The organism is Streptomyces liliiviolaceus (genome assembly GCF_018070025.1).
In the GTDB taxonomy this organism is placed as follows: domain Bacteria; phylum Actinomycetota; class Actinomycetes; order Streptomycetales; family Streptomycetaceae; genus Streptomyces; species Streptomyces liliiviolaceus.
Genome location: NZ_JAGPYQ010000001.1, coordinates 350274 through 367265 on the forward strand (window position 1 = coordinate 350274; position 16992 = coordinate 367265).

Sequence of the window (16992 nt, forward strand, 5' to 3'; positions counted from 1 at the left end):
GACGCTGACTGCGGCGCACAGTAACGCGCGTAGAAGGGGAGGGGAACGGGGTTCTTCACTGCCGTTATCGATTCGTGCCGACGGCCGGTTACGAACGTCCGCCGCCGGTTACGTACGAGTGACACAAGGGGACGAAGGGGTACCGAACGGGGCACCCCTTCGTCCGTGGATCACCGGTTGCCCGGCGTCGCCCCCTCAGCCGCGCGCCTGCAGCAGGGCGGCGGCGGTGAACATCTCGACGCCCACCGTGATGGCCGATTCGTCGGCGTCGAAGTCACCCTGGTGCAGGTCGCGCACGGTGCGCTCGCCCGGCGTGCGCACCCCGAGGCGGGCCATGGCGCCGGGCACCTGCTCCAGGTACCAGGAGAAGTCCTCCCCGCCCAGGCTCTGCTCGGTGTCCTCCACGGAGTTCGCCCCGAGCCGGGCGGTCATCGCCGCGCGCAGCAGATCGGTGGCGCCCGGCTCGTTGACGACCGGCGGCACCCCGCGTACGTAGCTGATCTCGGACTTGGCCCGGTGGAGCGTGGCGACCTCGTCGATCGCGGCGTGCACCAGGTCGGGGGCGGCGTGCCAGGCGGCGAGGTCCAGGCACCGTACGGTCCCGGAGAGTTCGGCGTGCTGCGGGATCACGTTGCAGGCGTGCCCCGACTCGATGCGTCCCCAGGTCAGGGAGAGTCCGGAGCGGGCGTCGACCCGCCGGGCGACGACGGCCGGCACGTCGACGGCGACCCGGGCGGCGGCGGTGACGAGGTCGGTGGTCAGGTGCGGCCGGGCGGTGTGCCCGCCGGGCCCGTCCAGGGAGACCTCGACCCGGTCGCAGGCGGAGGTGATGGGCCCGTACCGCAGGCCGATGCGTCCGGCGTCCACGCGCGGGTCGCAGTGGACGGCGACGATACGGCCGACGCCGTCGAGGCCGCCGTTCTTGATGACGTCGGGGGCGCCGCCGGGCAGCACTTCCTCGGCGGGCTGGAAGATCAGGCGTACGGCCCGGTCGAGGAGACCCCGGTCGTACAGGTCGGCGAGGACGAGCGCGGCGCCCAGGACGACGGTCGTGTGCACGTCGTGTCCGCAGGCGTGGGCGCGGTCGGGCACGGTCGAGCGGTAGGCGCAGCCGCTCTTCATGTCCGGGATGGGCAGTCCGTCGATGTCGGCGCGCAGGGCGAGCATCGGAAGCGCGGGGTCCGGTACGCCGATGTCACAGATGAGCCCGGTTCCGGTGTCGAGCACGCGGGGCCGCAGACCGGCCCTCTCCAGCCGCTCCTTGATCGCGGCGGTGGTGCGGAACTCCTGGTTGCCCAGCTCGGGGTGCATGTGCAAGTCGCGTCGGAACGCGACCAGTTCGGCGCGCAGCGCCTCCGACAGCACACCGGGAAGCGCTGCCCCCTCGGACGGCTCCTCCCCGATCGACGCTTCCCCGGACGAATCGGCCTCGGACTCTTGCGACATCAGTTGGTTCACCCTCTGAAGGGTAGGGCGACGCGACGACCAACTGCCCTGCGATCAACAAAACTTCAACTCGTTCGGGACAGGAAATCTAGCCGCGTGGCGCATACAAATGGACTGGCTTGGGTACACTCGCCCGGCTTTTCGGACCAGCGGCTCCCACGCCTGCCCAGGCGGATACCGGATCCGGCCTTCCTTGTGGGAAAACCTCCGAGCGGCGACGCCCATTCCCGGGTCCCCGGAAACAGGCTCTCTACGCATACCACGCATACGGGCGCCTGATCGGTTCCGTTCAGCTGCCGGACGCCCCTGCCGGTCGGCGCCACGGCGGGAACCGGCTCAGGTGGCCGTGATCGCCGACAGCCGGTGGGCGTCGCGGGCCGTGTCCGTGACGCCCGAGAGGAAGCCCTGGGCCCGGGGGGAGGCGTTCTCCGTGAGCCAGGCCGGGTCGATGTCGAAGACGGCGACCTTGACGTCCGTGCCGGCCAGTGCGAGCGGCAGGGTGTGGACCACCGTGGAGGGGAAGCTGAGGATCGTGCGGCCGATGGGGCCCCGGCGGGCGATCAGTTCCAGGGGGAGGTCCGGGCGGACGATCTCCAGGCCCGTCTCGACGGCCAGCCGGTGCAGCTTCTCGGGGCTCTCCCTGCGGTGGGCGAAGTAGCGGGTGGCCCCGTAGGTGCCGGCCAGCCCCTTCACCGCTTCGAGGTAGCGGTCGGGGTCGACGACCCCGGTCTCCACCAGGGACGTGCCGACCAGGTCGGCGCCCTTGGTGATGCGGGGCGGGCCGAAGCGGGCCCGGGTCCACGCAAAGTCGTTGGCCGAGACGTCGACGCCCTCGGGCGTCTCGTCGATCGGCATGGAGGAGAAGATCTCCACCCGGCGTCCGGCGCCGGGGGTGAGCCGGCGGCGGGCCCGGGCCGAGACCGGTGCGAAGACCAGGTCCCGGGCCCCGGGGCGCCCGCCGCGCCGGTGCCAGCGCACCAGCCGTTCACCGCGCGCCAGCTGGGAGACGAACTCCATGGTCGCGGTCCCGTCGTCCACGACGACGAGGTCGCGGGCGCGGGTGATGGTCAGCAGGAGTTGCACGTACCGCGAGAAGGGGTCGCCCATCACGATGCGCCGTGCGCGCCGCAGCAGCGGCGCGAGTCCGCCGACCGTGTGGAAGGGCGCGGTCGTGCCGCCCCGCGCCTCCTCCCACCGCACGTCGTACCCCTCGTCCCTGGCCAGTTCCGCCATCCGTCTGAGCTGCCCGCGGGTCATCGGGTCGGTGGGCGACAGGACGACGAGCGTGAGGCCGGTACCGGCCTCTCCCGGCCTGGCGCCCTCGGTCCTGCCGGGCCCGCCGGGCCTGCCCGACCCGCCGGGCCTGCCGGAGCGGCCGAACCTTCCGGTTCCGCCGGGCCGGCCGGCTCCCAGTTCCGGACCCGGGGGTCCGGAGGTCTCGCCGGTGCTCCTGAGGGCCGCCGCCTTCAGGGCGTGCGCGTGCGCCCACTCCAGGACGTTCAGGAGCTGCACCGGGCTTTCCACGAAAGCCAGCGTGGCGGGTGACTGGGGGCCGGTGGACCCGGCGTGGGGACTCATCGACGTACGACCGTCGCTTCCCTGGAATCGGTAGGGGTGGGAGTGACGAAGGGTGGAGCGTGGGTCAGACGGCGACGGGCTCGCCCGCGGCGGCGGCGATCTCGGCCTCGGCGACGACGCCCGAGACGCGGCGCAGCTTCTTCATCGGGCCCAGCTCGGACTCGTAGACCTTCTTGACGCCGTCGCCGAGGGAGGCCTCGATGGTGCGGATGTCGCGCACCAGGCGGGTCAGGCCCTGCGGCTCGACGGAGGCGGCCTGGTCGGAGCCCCACATCGCGCGGTCGAGGGTGATGTGGCGCTCGACGAAGGTGGCGCCGAGGGCGACCGCGGCGAGCGTGGTCTGCAGGCCCGTCTCGTGACCGGAGTAGCCGATCGGGACGTTCGGGTACTCGGCCTGGAGGGTGTTGATGACGCGGAGGTTGAGCTCCTCGGCGACGGACGGGTACGTCGACGTGGCGTGGCACATCAGGATGTTGTCGCTGCCGAGGACCTCGACCGCGTGGCGGATCTGCTTCGGCGTCGACATGCCGGTGGAGAGGATGACCGTGCGGCCGGTGGCGCGCAGCGCGCGCAGCAGCTCGTCGTCGGTCAGGGAGGCGGAGGCGACCTTGTGGGCCGGGACGTCGAACTTCTCCAGGAAGGCGACGGCCTCGGTGTCCCACGGGGAGGCGAACCAGGCGATGTTCTTCGACTTGGAGTACTCGTCGATCTGGCGGTACTCGTCCTCGCCGAACTCCACGCGGTGGCGGTAGTCGATGTAGGTCATCCGGCCCCAGGGGGTGTCGCGCTCGATGTCCCACTGGTCGCGCGGGGTGCAGATCTCGGGGGTGCGCTTCTGGAACTTCACGGCGTCGCAGCCGGCTTCGGCGGCCGCGTCGATCAGCTTGAACGCGTTCTCCAGGTCGCCGTTGTGGTTGATGCCGATCTCACCGACGACGTAGACGGGGTGGCCGGGTCCTGCGGTCTTGGAACCGAAGGTGCGCAGACGGGAGTTGGAGCTCATGGTGAGGAAGTTCCTTACTTGTCGAGGGAATCGAGAGAGGGGCCGAGGATCCAGCTGGCGATCTCCCGGATCGCGCCGTCGCCACCGGGGACGGTGGTGACCGCGCGTGCGGCGCCGCGTACGACGTCGTGGGCGCTCGCGACCGCCACGGGCCAGCCGACGAGGGCGAAGCACGGGAGGTCGTTGACGTCGTTGCCGACGTAGAGCACGCGCTCGGGCGCGATGCCCTGTTCCTCGCACCACTGCTTCAGTGCGAGATCTTTCCGGTCGATGCCGTGCAGCACGGGGATCTTGAGCTTGCGTGCGCGGGCGGCGACGACCGGGTTCTGTTCCGTGGAAAGGATCAGCATCGACAGGCCGCTCCTGCGGAGGGCCGCGATACCGAGTCCGTCCCCGCGGTGCACGGAGACGAACTCCTTTCCGTCGGAGTCGATCAGCACCCTGTCGTCGGTCTGGGTGCCGTCGAAGTCGAGGACGACCGCGTCGATGTCCTGCGCGGTCGGGAGGGCGCCGGGCCGGTGCGCGTCGAAGAGCGGCGCGAGGGCACGGGCGCGGGCGAGGTCGTGCGGGTCGTCGATCTCCAGGACCCGCGCGGGGTCGGTGCGCACGAGTTCCGTCCGCCCGAAGAAGCGGTGCCTGTGCTCGCGCAGTCCGGCCGCGTTCATGCAGTACGCGGCGCCGGTCTCCAGGAGGTCCTGGGGCCGGTCCTGGCGGCGCGGCCGGAAGGACTTGTCGTGGTTGACGCCGTAACCGCCGTCGGTGGCGGTGGTGTTGGCGACCGTGGTGCCGCCGCCGACGGACCGGGTCAGTCCGGTGTCGACCGCGGCCGGGTCGTCGTCGGCGTCCCGCCAGATGAACCCGTGGAAGGGCGCCACGGTCAGTGCGGTGTCCGCGCCGTTCTCCACGACCGCGCCGGCCACTCCGTCGATGTCCTCGCGGATGATGAAGGGGCTGGTGCACTGCACGAGGAGTACGGCGTCCACGCCGGCGCCGTGCAGGGCCTCGTGGGCGTCCATGGCGTGCAGGACGGCCGCCTCGGAGGTCGCGGTGTCGCCGGCGATGGCGGCGGGCCGCAGTACGACCTCGGCGCCCGCCTCGCGGGCGGCGGAGGCGATCGCCTGGTCGTCGGTGGAGACCACGACGTCCGTCACCAGCCGGGCCGCGCGGCACTCGCGCACCGCGCGGGCGACCAGCGGCACACCGCCGACGGGCAGCAGGTTCTTGGCGGGAACACCCTTGGACCCGCCCCGGGCCGGGATCACCGCGAGCACACGCGGCACGGACTTCAACCGCCCGGCTTCGGACTTGGTCATGACCTGTACTCCTTGATCGACGATCGCGTGGAGCCCCGATAGGGGCGCGGGGAACTGCGCGCCCAGCCACGACGGACCCGCGGCTTCAAACCGGCCCCCGCCGCGGAGCGGAACGTCACAGCTCCCCCATCCGCCGGATGACCGGAGCCACCCGCTGCACCCCGTGCCGGTACGCGCCGCGCGCAGCGCGCCGCACGATCTGCCGCACGGCCCCCGGCTCCCGGTCGGCGTCGGGCGCGCCGGGCAGCGGACTGCCGTCCGGCGCGAGGTGGTGGCGGGCGAGGATGCCGGGCAGGTAACCGGGCGCGGTGACGGGCGTGTAGTAGGGGGCGAGGGCGGGCAGCGTGCCCCCGGCGAGCAGCCCGGCGATCCGCTCGCGGGCCGTGTCGAAGGCCGTCTCGTACGAGCCGCCCTCGGCCGCGGAACTCCCGGCGGTGGAACCGGTGTCGGACCCCCCGGCGGCGACGCCCTGGCGGGCGACCCACCGTTCGTCGGGCGACGGGACGTGCCCGTCGTCCAGCTGGTCCCAGGAGGCGAGGCAGCCGGAGCCCACGAAGTGGTGGTTGCCGAGCGACTCGCGCACCCCGAGGTCGGTGAGGACCACGGTGGGGATCCGCCGGTGCAGCGATTCGAGGGCCGCCGTGGAACTGACGGTGACCAGCAGGTCCGTACGGTCGAGGACCTCGCCCATGTGCCCGTACACGAGGCGGAGGTTGGCGGGCAGGCCGCCGGGGATCCGCTCCGCGAGGCGCTGGTAGGGCTGCTCCTCGATGTGGGTGGTGTGCTCGCCCGGCTTGGACCGCAGCTTCAGCAGGACCTCGCGGTCCGGGTGCAGCCTGGCGTGCTGGACGAGCCGGTTCAGCAGGTACGTACGGTCCTTGCGGCTCTCCGGGACGGAGGGCTGCGCGGCGAAGACGACCGTGTAGGGGTCGTGCTTCTCGTACGGGTCGCCGCCGAGGAACGGCAGGGCGACCTCGGTCACCGAGGAGGCGTCGGCGCCCACTCCCTCGTACACGGCGGTGAAACGGTCCGCGTCCTGGCGGGAGTTGGCGAGGACGAGGTCCGCGCCGTGCCGCAGGAGCAGTCCGTCGGCGAGCTTCTCGTAGACGACGCCGACATAGCCGGTGACGACCACGGGCCGCTTCGTGCTGCCCGTCGCCGCGCGCTCCCGCCACTGGTGGGAGAGCCCGTGGAGCATCGCCTGGACGCCGCCCCCGACGAGGGACAGCACGAGGACGTCGTACGCGGCCTCCTCGCGGGCCATCTCCCGGAGGAACTCCACGGAGGTGACCTCCCGGAGGGAGTCGGCGCGCACGCCGACCTCTTCGAGCTGTCGGGCGGTGGGGGTCGCACGGCCCCTCAGGAGGTAGCCGTCGAGCCTGATGTCCGAATCGGCCGGTGCGATACGGTTCGCGGTGAGCGCGCCCCATTTCCACCGGGTGTCGGAATCGGCGAGGACGGCCACTCGCAGGGACTTCGTGGTACTTGCTGGCACACCGAAGACGCTAGGAAGCGATTCCGATCACCGGCCCAACCGAAATACAACAAAGGGTTAACAGCACACCGCCGAATGGCGATGCGGCCCCGGATCCGCCCGCAATAAGGCCCGGTTCACCATTCCGCCACGTGTCGTTCACCTGACATCTCACCGGCGGTCAAGACGAATGCCGGGCCGCCGCCTAACGTCACGTGGGTGGTCAAGCTCTCCGTCATCGTGCCGTTCTACAACGTGCAGCAATATGCGCCCGACACCCTGAAGAGTCTGCGTGCGAACGCACGCGACGACTTCGAGTTCATTCTCGTCGACGACTGCTCCCGCGACGAGACGCCGGACATCCTCGCGCGCGCGGAGCGCGAGCTCCCGGGCGCGGTGCATGTCAGACACGAGCAGAACGGAGGACTGGCCACCGCGCGCAACACCGGCATCGACGCGGCACAGGGCGAGTACCTCACGTTCCTCGACGGGGACGACTGGCTCGCCCCCGGCTATTACGAGCAACTGCTCGCCTCCATCGAGGAGTTGGGCTGCGACTTCGTGCGCACGGACCATGTCCAGTGCACCGCGCGGGCCCGCACCATCCACCGTGTGCCGTACGGCAGGCGCGGTGTCGTCCTCGATCCGCGCGAGGCGATCCTGCCCGCCGACCGCTCCACCTCCGTCGACTACGCGTACGCGTGGGCCGGCATCTACCACCGCAGACTGGCCGACCGGGGCCTGCTGCACTTCACCGACGGGCTGCGCACGGCCGAGGACCGGCCGTGGATCTGGAAGCTGCACCGGGAGGCGGAATCGTTCGCCACGGTGGGCCTGCTCGGGGTGTTCTACCGTCGCGGTGTCGCCTCCTCACTGACGCAGATCGGTGACGTACGGCAGTTGGATTTCATTCGCGCGTTCGACCAGGTGGTAAGCGAAACGGCGCAGGACCGGGACGCGGATAAACTCCTGCCGAAGGCCGTGCGGACCTACTGTGCGATTATTTCCCATCACCTGGGATCCATCGAAAGGTTCGAGCCGCCCGTGGCACGAAAACTGAAGTCGATGAGTGCCGTCGCATTGCGGCGTATGCCGCAGGACGTCCTCGATGACGCCCTCGACTCCATGGACATACAGCGCGCGACGCGACTGCGTCGGCTGCGTCGCCGGCCGGCGGCCGCGGGGGTGTCCGCGTGAGGACCCAGATCTTCATGGCGTCGACGCTGTACGGCACGGCGACGCTCGCCGCGGCCGTCGACGCCGGCTGCTTCCGTCCCGCGGACCGGCGCGTCCTGCTGGTCTCCAACAACGCGGCGACCCCGGAGACGACACCCGGCGTCGACGAGATGCCCGGCTTCACGCAGTTGCGCGGCCGCTTCGACGACGTGATCTCGTGGAACGAGACCATCTCCCCGTTCCACCCGGGCGGTTGGGCCCCGCGGCCCGACGACGTACCGCTGTGGGAGCGGCATCTGCGGCTCGCCTGGGGGCTCGGCGACGACGACGTCGAGCTGGTCGTCGAGTCGATCCAGGTGAACCCGGCGCTCGGCCTCACCCAGATCTTCACCGGCGCCCCCGTCACCGTGTACGCCGACGGCCTGATGAGCTACGGCCCGACCCGCAGCAAGATCGACCCGCTGGTCGGCACGCGGATCGACCGGCTCCTCCACCTCGACCTGGTGCCGGGCCTCACTCCCCTGCTCCTCACGGAGTTCGGCGTCGGACCGGAGATCGTGCCGACCGAGGTCTTCACCGAGGTCCTGACCGAACTCGTCAAGACGGGCGACGAGTTGCCCGCCATCGACGAACCGGCGCTGCTGCTCGGCCAGTACCTCTCCGCCCTCGGCATCCTCACCGCCGAGGAGGAGGAGGACCTGCACGTACGGATGCTCAAGGGCGCCGTCGCACTCGGGCACGCCCGGATCGTGTTCAAGCCGCACCCCAGCGCGCCGGCCCGCTGGTCGCGCGCCCTGGAGAAGGAGGCCGAGCGGATCGGCGCCGACCTCACGGTGCTCGACACCCCGGTCCTCGCCGAGGTGCTCTACCAGCGGATGCGTCCCGCGCTGGTCGTGGGCTGCTTCTCCACCGCCCTGCTCACGGCCTCCGCGCTGTACGGCCTCCCGGTCGCCCGCATCGGTACCGAACCCCTCCTGGAACGCCTCACCCCGTACGAGAACAGCAACCGCGTCCCCGTCACGATCGTGGACGCGCTGCTGCCGGAGCTGACGGACGGCGCGGCGGTCACCGAGCAGCGCCGAGGCATGACCGCCGAGGAACTGTCCGAGCTGGTACGGGCCGTGGGCTTCGCCATGCAGCCCAAGATCTACCCGGACACCCGGCCGGGCGCCGAGCAGTATCTGACGCGGCGTCTGAACGACCACACCTGGCGGTACTTCAAGCGGCGACGGCTGACCTCGCTGGGGCTGCCCGGCGCGGTCCCGGCGCAGCTCGCCTTCATCCCGCGCAACGCGACGGTCCGTCGAGTGGCCAAGCGCGCCCGATCCCTGAAGAGGGCCACTCTCGGATGAGCACCGTGGAATCCTCGCCCGCCCCGACGTCCTCTCCGGGGGCGGGCTCCTCTCCCGGGGCCGGTCCCTCCACCGAGGCGGGCGACAGCTCCTCCGTCCCTCCCCGGATAGTTCCCAGGAAGCACGCCCCGCGGCTGCGCGCGCTGGACGGGCTTCGGCTGATCGCCGCCCTGATGGTCGCCGCGTACCACTACGGCGGCCGGGACGGCGAGGTGACACAGGCATGGGGCACCTCGCCGCAGCTCCAGTTCCCCACGCTCCACACCTGGTTCGCGTACGGCTGCCTGGGCGTGCAGATCTTCTTCGTGATCAGCGGCTTCGTGATCTGCATGAGCGGCTGGGGACGGAGCCTGCGCTCGTTCTTCGCCTCGCGGGTCTCCCGGCTGATGCCCGCGTACTGGGCGGCGATCGTGATCGTCACGGCCGTCTTCGCGCTGCCGGTGGTCGCGTACCACGCCGTCTCGCCCAGTGACGCGCTGCTGAACCTGACGCTCATGCAGCAACCGCTGGGCGCCGACCGGGTGCTCGGCGTCTGCTGGACGCTCTGGGCCGAGGTCCGCTTCTACGCGCTGTTCGCCCTCTGCGTGGTCCTGCCCGGGGCGACCCGGCAGCGCGTGATCCTGTTCTGCGCGAGCTGGACCCTGGCCGCGGCGATCGCCCAGGCGGCGCACGAGCCGCTGCTCGATCTGATCCTGATGCCCGAGTACGCACCGTTCTTCATCGGCGGCATCGGCCTGTACCTCGTCCACCGCGACCGGCGCGACGCGTACGCCTGGGGCATCGTGATCGTGAGCTGGCTGATCGGCCAGCACTACGCGGTGGCGGGGCTGTGGCACGCGCCCGACCCGCGGTTCTTCTCCGACCGCAGCTCGACCGGGATCATCCTCGTCGTCACCCTGGGCTTCGTGGCGGTCGGCGCGGTCGCGCTGGGCTGGCTGAACCGGGCGAACTGGCCGTGGCTGACGGTGGCCGGGGCGCTGACCTACCCCTTCTACCTGGTCCACGAGCACCTGGGCTGGGTCGCCATCAAGGCCTACCACCAGGGCCTGGGCCTTCCGTCGTACGCGACGGCGCTGCTGACGGTCGCGACGATGCTGACGCTGGCCTGGCTGCTGACCCGCTATGTCGAGGACCGGTTGACCCCGCGGCTGCGCTCGGCGCTGTCGAAGCCGCGCTGAACGTCCTGGAGGATCTCGCCGAGCGCGTCGCCGGCCTCGTCGACGAGGTCGGCGAGTTCGGACATCCGGCGGGCGAGTTCGGCACGGACGGCGGGGTCGGGGACGAAGTCGGCGAGCGAGGCGCCCGCGTCGGGCCCGTCCGCCGGTTCCGCCCCCTCGGCCGGCTTCTGCGCTTCGGCCGGTTCCGCCCCGTCGGCGGATGCCGCACCGCCGACCGGTTCCGGGTCGGGGCGGCCGTGCGTCTCAGGCTTTTCCACAGCGTGCCTCGATCCCGGCCAGCAGCAGCATGAGCCCTTCCTCGAATCCCTCGTCGTACCCCTCGAAGATCACCGAGCCCGCCGCCGCCGACAGGGGATGGTCGGCGAGCATCTCGGCGCGCGCGTCCACGTCGTAGCCCTCGCGGCGCTCCCCCGGCAGGGGATACACGCCCTGCTCCTCGGTGACGAAGCCCAGCGTGTACAGGTACGCGGTGGTGAAGGCGCGTACCCCCTGCCTCAGGGTGAACCCGGCGTCCACGAAGGCGCGCAGGTTCTCCTCCATCTGGGCGGCGTGCTCGGTGCCGGTGAAGCGTGAGCCGCTGAAGACCTTGGCCCCGTCGCGGTAGCTGAGCAGCGCGGCACGCAGTCCCCGGTTCGCGGCGAGCAGCCGCTCGCGCCAGTCCGTGCCCGGCGCGATCGGGGTACTGGCGATCATCCGCCGGTACATCTCCGTCGCCATCTCGTCCAGCAGGGCCTGCTTGTCCTTGAAGTGCCAGTAGAGGGCGGGCGCCTTGACGTCCAGCTCCTTGGCGATGACGCGGAGGCTGAGGCCGTTGAGCCCGACCTCGTTCAGCAGACGCAGGGCCGTGTCGGCCACCAGCGCTCGGTCGATCTTCCCTACAGCCACGCTCGCACCCTATCCGGAGGTCTCCGCTTGACAGCTTAACGCCGTTAAGTGCATCCTCGACGCATGGAACTTAACGACGTTAAGGAGATCCCCGTGAACGCCGTCACGCACACCACTGCGGACACCGCCGTGGACACCGCAGCCGTACCGGCCGGGACCGACGTCCTGATCGTGGGCGCGGGCCCCACCGGACTCGCCCTCGCGCTCGACCTCGCCCGGCACGGCGTACGCGCCCTCGTCGTGGAGCGGTCCGCCGCCCTCTTCCCCGGCTCACGGGGCAAGGGGATCCAGCCGCGCACCCAGGAGGTCTTCGACGACCTCGGCGTACTGGACGCGCTCCGGGCCGGCGGCGGCACGTACCCCGTCGGGATGATCTGGAAGGACGGGCAGCGGCAGGGCGAGCACCGGATGTTCGACGAGGTCGAGGCGACGGAGGCCGACCCGTACGCGGGCTTCGCGCTGATGGTGCCGCAGTGGAGGACACAGGAGATCCTGTACGCGCGCCTGACGGAGTTGGGCGGCGGCGTCGCCTTCGGCCGGGAACTGGTGGGCCTCGCCCAGGACGCCGACGGAGTGACGGCGAGCTTCGCCTCCGGCGCCCCGGTGCGCGCCCGCTACGCCGTCGCCGCGGACGGCGGCCGGTCGGCCGTGCGGCGCGCGCTGGGCATCACGATGACCGGCGAGACCGTGGACCCGGCTCCGGCGATGGTCGCGGACATCCGCGTCACCGGACTCGACCGCGACAACTGGCACTTCTTCCCGCCCACCGAGGCCGGCCCGGGCCTGCAGGGCGGCTTCCTGGGGATCTGCCCCCTCCCCCACACCGAGGACTTCCAGCTGGCGGCCGGTTTCGCGGACCCGTCCGCCGAGCCGGACCTGTCCCTCGACGGCATCCGCAAGCTGGTCGCCACGCGCACGCATCTGTCCGCGGACGCTGTGACCGAGGTCCGCTGGGCCTCCGAGTTCCGGCCGCGTGCCGCGATGGCGGACCGGTTCCGGGACGGGCGCGTCTTCCTGGCGGGCGACGCGGCCCACGTCCACTCGCCCGCGGGCGGCCAGGGCCTCAACACCAGCGTCCAGGACGCCTACAACCTGGCCTGGAAGCTCGCGGCCGTGCTGCGGGGGTCCGCCCCGGCCGCCCTCCTCGACTCCTACGAGGAGGAGCGGATGCCCGTCGCCGCCCAGATGCTGGGCCTGTCCACCGGCGTCCACCGCGGCGAGGTGCGGCGCGGCGCGGCCACCCAGCAGCTCGGCCTCGGCTACCGGGGTTCGGCGCTGGCGGTGGAGACACGTGCGGACCTGTCCGAGGAGGCCCTGCGGGCGGGCGACCGCGCGCCGGACGGCACCCGGTCCGGAACCCGCCTCTTCGACGCCTTCCGGGGCCCGCACTGGACCCTGCTCACGGTCGGCAGCACGGACACCGAGGTGCCGGACCTCCCCGGCGTCCGCACGGTCCGCTTCCCCGCCTACGAGGCGTACGGCACCGGGATGTTCCTCGTCCGCCCCGACGGTTACGTGGGCTGGGCGGGCGAGCCGGGCGCATCGGGCGAGCCGACGCACGGCCTGGCGGAGTACGCGGCGCGCGCAGGTGTTCTCTAGGGCTGCCCCGAGGGGGTCCCGGTCAGACGGAGCTGGCGAGCGACAGCTTCACGGCGAAACCGAGGAAGAGCGCGCCGGCGGCGGAGGTGGCTCCCGCGGAGAGCCGCCTGCGCCGCTCGAAGGCCGCCGCCAGCTTCGTACCGCCGAATATCAGCGCGCTGAGATAGAGGACGCTCGCGAGCTGGGCGAAGGCGCCGAGCACGACGAACGACAGGGCCGGGTACGCGTAACCGGGGTCGACGAACTGCACGAAGAAGGCCACGAAGAACAGGATCGCCTTCGGGTTGAACAGGCTGATGACGAGCGCCCGCCGGAAGGGCCGCTCCTCGACGGCCGGCGGGACGGTCTCCTCGGCCCCGCCCCGCTCCCGCCGGGTCCGCCACATCTGCCACGCGGCCCGCAGCATCCCGAAGGCCAGCCAGGTGAGATACCCGGCTCCCGCGTACTTCACGATCCCGAACAGCAGGGCGTTGGCCTGCAGCAGGGACGCGACACCGGCCGCGGACAGCGTCATCAGCACGGCGTCACCGCACCAGACACCGGCGGAGGCCCGATACCCGGTCCGGACACCGCGCCGCGCGGCGACGGACAGCACATACAGCGAGTTCGGCCCCGGCAGCAGGACAATCAGCACGAGGCCCACGAGATAGGTGGGGAGATCGGTTACGCCAAGCATGGGAGGCAGTGTCGCATCCGGGTATGACAGCGCAGGATGGAGTTCTGCGGGATGAGACGGCCGCTCGGATGTCACCACGGCACATCGGTCACCGGATCGATGAGCGGCGGGGGGTTCAAATGCGTACATCAGGTGTGTGGAGATCGGTCGCGGCGGCGACGGCACTGGCGGCGCTCACCGTGGTGAGCGGGTGCACCATCCAGCCCGCGGGCCCGCCGGGCACGTCACCGGCCGCCTCGCCGCCCGCCGGCGGGTCGTCGTCCGCGGGCTCCTCGCCACCGGCCGGCCGCACCCCGGACGCCAAGCCGCCCGCCTCCGCCGGGCAGCCCGCGCCCGAGGTCCTGTGGTCGCCGGGCGACCGGGGCGGGGACGTACGGGAGCTGCAGGCCCGGCTGCGCCAGGTGCTGTGGCTCTACGAGGGCCCCACGGGCACGTACGACGCCTCGACGGTCTACGCGGTCAAGGGTTTCCAGGGCAAGCGCGGCCTGCCGAGGACCGGCACCACGGACTCGGTGACCTGGCAGCGGCTGCTGGGGATGACCCGCGAGCCGGGCAAGTGGGACCTGTACGCGTCGGGCGGCCAGCCGGCCGCGAAACCGGACCCGCGCTGTATGACGGGCCGGGTGCTGTGCATCAGCAAGACCAGCCGCACCCTGCGCTGGATGATCGACGGCCGCACGGTCTCGGTGATGGCGGTGCGCTTCGGCGCGCAGTACACACCCACCCGCGAAGGTGTCTTCAACGTCTACTTCAAGTCGCGCCATCATGTGTCGACGCTCTACGACTCACCCATGCCGTACGCGATGTTCTTCAGCGGCGGCCAGGCGGTCCACTACTCCGCGGACTTCGCGGGGACGGGCTACTACGGCGGCTCGCACGGCTGTGTGAACGTACGGGACGAGGGGAAGATCGCGGCGATGTTCGCGCAGGTGAGGGACGGCGACAAGGTCGTCATCTACTGGTGAGCGCCGGGCGGCGGAGAAGGTGTGCGGGCGCGGGCGGGACCGGGGAACGTGTCCCGCCCGCGCCTTTTGTGCACTGAGCCGTGAGTACGGGGGGAACCCCGGCTCGTGCGACAGCCGATGACCAGTCGGCTCGCTTAGTACTGCGTCGGGGCGGCTGAAAACGTCACACCGGGACGGCACACCCGTGTAGAGCGAACGGAATCGCAGGTCAGAAGCGGCCGGTCAGTTCCGCGAGGGCACTGACCCGCGGGGTCGGGGCCGCTTTGCCCCCGTCGCCCCGGAACGTACCCGTCCCTATGTGGCCGCGGTCGTCACCGCCCGGGCCGTCACCGCCGCCGTCACCACCCTCACCGCTGCCGCCGCCGTTGCCGCCGCCGTTCCCGCCGTCGCCGCCGCGGTCGTCGCCCTGGCCGTCGTCGCCCCTGCCGGAGTCGCTGTGCCCGGAACCGTCGCTCCAGTCGTCGTCGAAGTCCCGGTGGTTCAAGGCCTTCAGGATGCCCTTGCAGTACTTCTGCACCTGCTCGGCGCCCCGGGCCGCGTCCTCCAGGGTGCGTCTGCGCCCGGCGTCGAGGTCCTTGCCGTCGCGGATGTCACGGCAGGCCGAGGCGATCCTGGCCCACCGCTGGCCCTGCCGGTTCTGGCGGCCGGTGTCGTCGGAGTCGGGCTGTGCGCCGGTGCCCGTGCCCTCGGGCGCCTCGCCTGCCGGGGCCGAGCTCCCGCCGGTCGGTGCGCCGGCGCTGCCCTCGGGCCGCGGGTCGTCGCCGCGTCGGGTCGCCTCGGGGGACGGCGTGCGCAGCGGGCGGTCCTGCGTGACGTCGGCCGTCGCGGAGGTGCCCGGTTCCGGTCCGCCCCCGCCGAAGGCCAGGACACCGGCGGTGGCGGCCACGGCGACCCCGCCGATCATCCCGGCGGCCAGCGCGGCGGCGAGCCCGAAGCGCACCGGGCGGCTCCATGGCGAGCGGGCGCGCCGGTCCGGGGTGAAACGGCCCAGCCGGACGAGTCCCGCGTCCAGGGAGGCTCCCAGGGACGTGGGGGACGACGGGGACGGGAAGGGCGCCGAGGGCCGCGTACGGGCGGGCCCGGCGAAGACCGTCTCCTCGCCCCGGCCGGAGCGCGCCGAGCGGAAGGCGGCCAACGCGGCCTCCTCGCCCGGGAGTTCGGCGCCGCGGTCACCGGCAGCGCCGATCGGCGCGTATTCGGCACCGGGCGCGCCCACGGCGTCCTTGGCGTCCACCGCGTCCTCGGCGGCAGGCGCGGCGCCCGTCGCACGCGCCCCGCCCAGTTCGCCGAGCGCCTCGGCGAGCCGGTCGGCCTGGGCGCGGATGTCGGCGTCGACGGCTTCGAGCGGTTCTCCGCGCAGCAGCCGTTCCGCCGCGTCACGGTCCAGCCACCGGCCGGGTGGCGTGGGATCGTCCCCCGGGAAGACAGAGCGCTCGTCGGCCATCACATGTCCTTCTGCGTACGCGAAGGCGTATGCGTCACACCGGCCGACGTCACCGCACGGGTACGCGGCTCCGTGTGCGGGGGTCTCTGCTGGGGTACCGAGGCCAGGGAGCCCACGGATTCCGGAGCGGCCTCCTCCGGGTCCGCGCCGAGCAGTTCCGCGAGGCGCTTGAGTCCGCGGTGCGCCGCCGTGCGGACGGCGCCGGGCCGTTTGCCGAGGGTGTCCGCGGCGGTCTTGGCGTCGAGGCCGACGACGACACGCAGCACGACGGCTTCCGCCTGGTCCTGTGGGAGCTGGGCGATGAGGGAGAGGGTGCGGCCCGTGGCGAGCGCCTCGATGGCCTCACCCGCGGTGTCGGACTCGGCGGCCCTGCCGGTCAGTTCGCTCTCGTCGCCGCCTATCGCGGGGCGCCGCCCGCGCATGCGTATGTGGTCGAGCGCGCGGTTGCGGGCTATCCGGGCCGCCCAGCCGCGGAACCGGTCCGCGTCTCCGCTGAACCGCTCCAGGTCGCGGGCGATCTGCAGCCAGGCCTCGGACGTCACGTCCTCGGCGTCCGGGTCACCGACCAGCGTCCGCACATACCCGAGCAGCCGTGGATGCACGGCTCGGTACACAGTCCGGAACGCGGTCTCGTCTCCGTACTGTGCGGCAAGCACCGCGGCGGTCAGCTCCGCGTCGTCCCCCAGCACCGCGCCCCTTATCGCGCCCAGCCGACACCGCTTACGCGGGCCGGGTCATCTCCGTCGTGGTCTCTCGGTCGATGGTTGCGGTCCTGCCCCGCATCCGGCGCGAAATGCACGTTACGGCTTGAAACCGGGGCGCGTCCATGTCCGTACAAGATGCAACTACCTTGTTGCGGCGTCAGGTGTGACACAAAACGCACCGTCGGCGCTGAGGAGAGTA

The 16992-nt window shown here is 71.9% G+C and carries 15 protein-coding genes; 5 read left to right on the plus strand and 10 right to left on the minus strand.

The window, feature by feature from the left end; translation table 11 throughout:
- Nucleotides 1–195 precede the first annotated feature (195 nt).
- From J8N05_RS01510 to J8N05_RS01530, 5 genes are all read right to left on the minus strand, one after another.
- Nucleotides 196–1446 carry an amidohydrolase gene (locus J8N05_RS01510; RefSeq protein ID WP_210880689.1) on the minus strand — a complete coding sequence of 417 codons (1251 nt, stop codon included), beginning with the start codon at nucleotides 1444–1446 and terminating at the stop codon, nucleotides 196–198.
- Nucleotides 1447–1782: 336 nt separating this feature from the next.
- Nucleotides 1783–3024, minus strand: a complete 1242-nt coding sequence (locus J8N05_RS01515) for a hypothetical protein (protein WP_210880690.1) — start codon at nucleotides 3022–3024, stop codon at nucleotides 1783–1785.
- Between the two features lie 64 nt (nucleotides 3025–3088).
- Nucleotides 3089–4027, minus strand: coding sequence for an N-acetylneuraminate synthase family protein (locus J8N05_RS01520; RefSeq protein ID WP_210880691.1), 939 nt, complete (start codon nucleotides 4025–4027; stop codon nucleotides 3089–3091).
- A 14-nt stretch (nucleotides 4028–4041) separates the two neighbouring features.
- Entirely contained in the window at nucleotides 4042–5340 is a 1299-nt protein-coding gene (locus J8N05_RS01525; protein ID WP_210880692.1) for an N-acylneuraminate cytidylyltransferase, read from the minus strand.
- Between the two features lie 115 nt (nucleotides 5341–5455).
- On the minus strand, nucleotides 5456–6835 hold the full coding sequence (locus J8N05_RS01530) for a DUF6716 putative glycosyltransferase (RefSeq protein ID WP_210880693.1): 1380 nt from the start codon (nucleotides 6833–6835) through the stop codon (nucleotides 5456–5458).
- 198 nt (nucleotides 6836–7033) lie between these two features.
- Here J8N05_RS01530 and J8N05_RS01535 point away from each other — a divergent pair, with 198 nt between their 5' ends.
- From J8N05_RS01535 to J8N05_RS01545, 3 genes are read left to right on the plus strand one after another with little or no spacing between them, the layout of a single operon-like run.
- Nucleotides 7034–8011, plus strand: coding sequence for a glycosyltransferase family 2 protein (locus tag J8N05_RS01535; protein WP_210880694.1), 978 nt, complete (start codon nucleotides 7034–7036; stop codon nucleotides 8009–8011).
- Complete coding sequence (locus J8N05_RS01540; RefSeq protein WP_210880695.1) at nucleotides 8008–9342, plus strand: alpha-2,8-polysialyltransferase family protein; 1335 nt, start codon at nucleotides 8008–8010, stop codon at nucleotides 9340–9342. The genes J8N05_RS01535 and J8N05_RS01540 overlap by 4 nt, the downstream gene beginning before the upstream one ends.
- Nucleotides 9339–10520: an acyltransferase family protein gene (locus J8N05_RS01545; RefSeq protein WP_210880696.1), complete on the plus strand. Its 1182-nt coding sequence runs from the start codon at nucleotides 9339–9341 to the stop codon at nucleotides 10518–10520. The genes J8N05_RS01540 and J8N05_RS01545 overlap by 4 nt, the downstream gene beginning before the upstream one ends.
- Here the strand turns inward: J8N05_RS01545 and J8N05_RS01550 are convergent.
- Both J8N05_RS01550 and J8N05_RS01555 read right to left on the minus strand, forming a co-directional pair.
- On the minus strand, nucleotides 10463–10777 hold the full coding sequence (locus tag J8N05_RS01550) for a hypothetical protein (protein WP_210880697.1): 315 nt from the start codon (nucleotides 10775–10777) through the stop codon (nucleotides 10463–10465). The two genes, J8N05_RS01545 and J8N05_RS01550, sit on opposite strands and share 58 nt — an antisense overlap.
- Complete coding sequence (locus J8N05_RS01555) at nucleotides 10764–11405, minus strand: TetR/AcrR family transcriptional regulator (protein WP_210880698.1); 642 nt, start codon at nucleotides 11403–11405, stop codon at nucleotides 10764–10766. The genes J8N05_RS01550 and J8N05_RS01555 overlap by 14 nt, the downstream gene beginning before the upstream one ends.
- A gap of 63 nt (nucleotides 11406–11468) precedes the next feature.
- Here J8N05_RS01555 and J8N05_RS01560 point away from each other — a divergent pair, with 63 nt between their 5' ends.
- Nucleotides 11469–13004, plus strand: coding sequence for an FAD-dependent oxidoreductase (locus J8N05_RS01560; protein WP_210880699.1), 1536 nt, complete (start codon nucleotides 11469–11471; stop codon nucleotides 13002–13004).
- Between the two features lie 22 nt (nucleotides 13005–13026).
- Here the strand turns inward: J8N05_RS01560 and leuE are convergent, their stop codons facing one another.
- Complete coding sequence (gene leuE / locus J8N05_RS01565; protein ID WP_210880700.1) at nucleotides 13027–13680, minus strand: leucine efflux protein LeuE; 654 nt, start codon at nucleotides 13678–13680, stop codon at nucleotides 13027–13029.
- Nucleotides 13681–13799: 119 nt separating this feature from the next.
- On the opposite strand from leuE, the gene J8N05_RS01570 reads away from it, so the two are divergent.
- Nucleotides 13800–14645, plus strand: a complete 846-nt coding sequence (locus J8N05_RS01570; RefSeq protein WP_210880701.1) for a L,D-transpeptidase family protein — start codon at nucleotides 13800–13802, stop codon at nucleotides 14643–14645.
- Between the two features lie 208 nt (nucleotides 14646–14853).
- Here J8N05_RS01570 and J8N05_RS01575 read toward each other — a convergent pair whose 3' ends face one another.
- Nucleotides 14854–16089: a hypothetical protein gene (locus J8N05_RS01575; RefSeq protein ID WP_210880702.1), complete on the minus strand. Its 1236-nt coding sequence runs from the start codon at nucleotides 16087–16089 to the stop codon at nucleotides 14854–14856.
- Entirely contained in the window at nucleotides 16089–16778 is a 690-nt protein-coding gene (locus tag J8N05_RS01580) for an RNA polymerase sigma factor (RefSeq protein WP_210880703.1), read from the minus strand. The genes J8N05_RS01575 and J8N05_RS01580 overlap by 1 nt, the downstream gene beginning before the upstream one ends.
- Nucleotides 16779–16992: the final 214 nt, after the last annotated feature.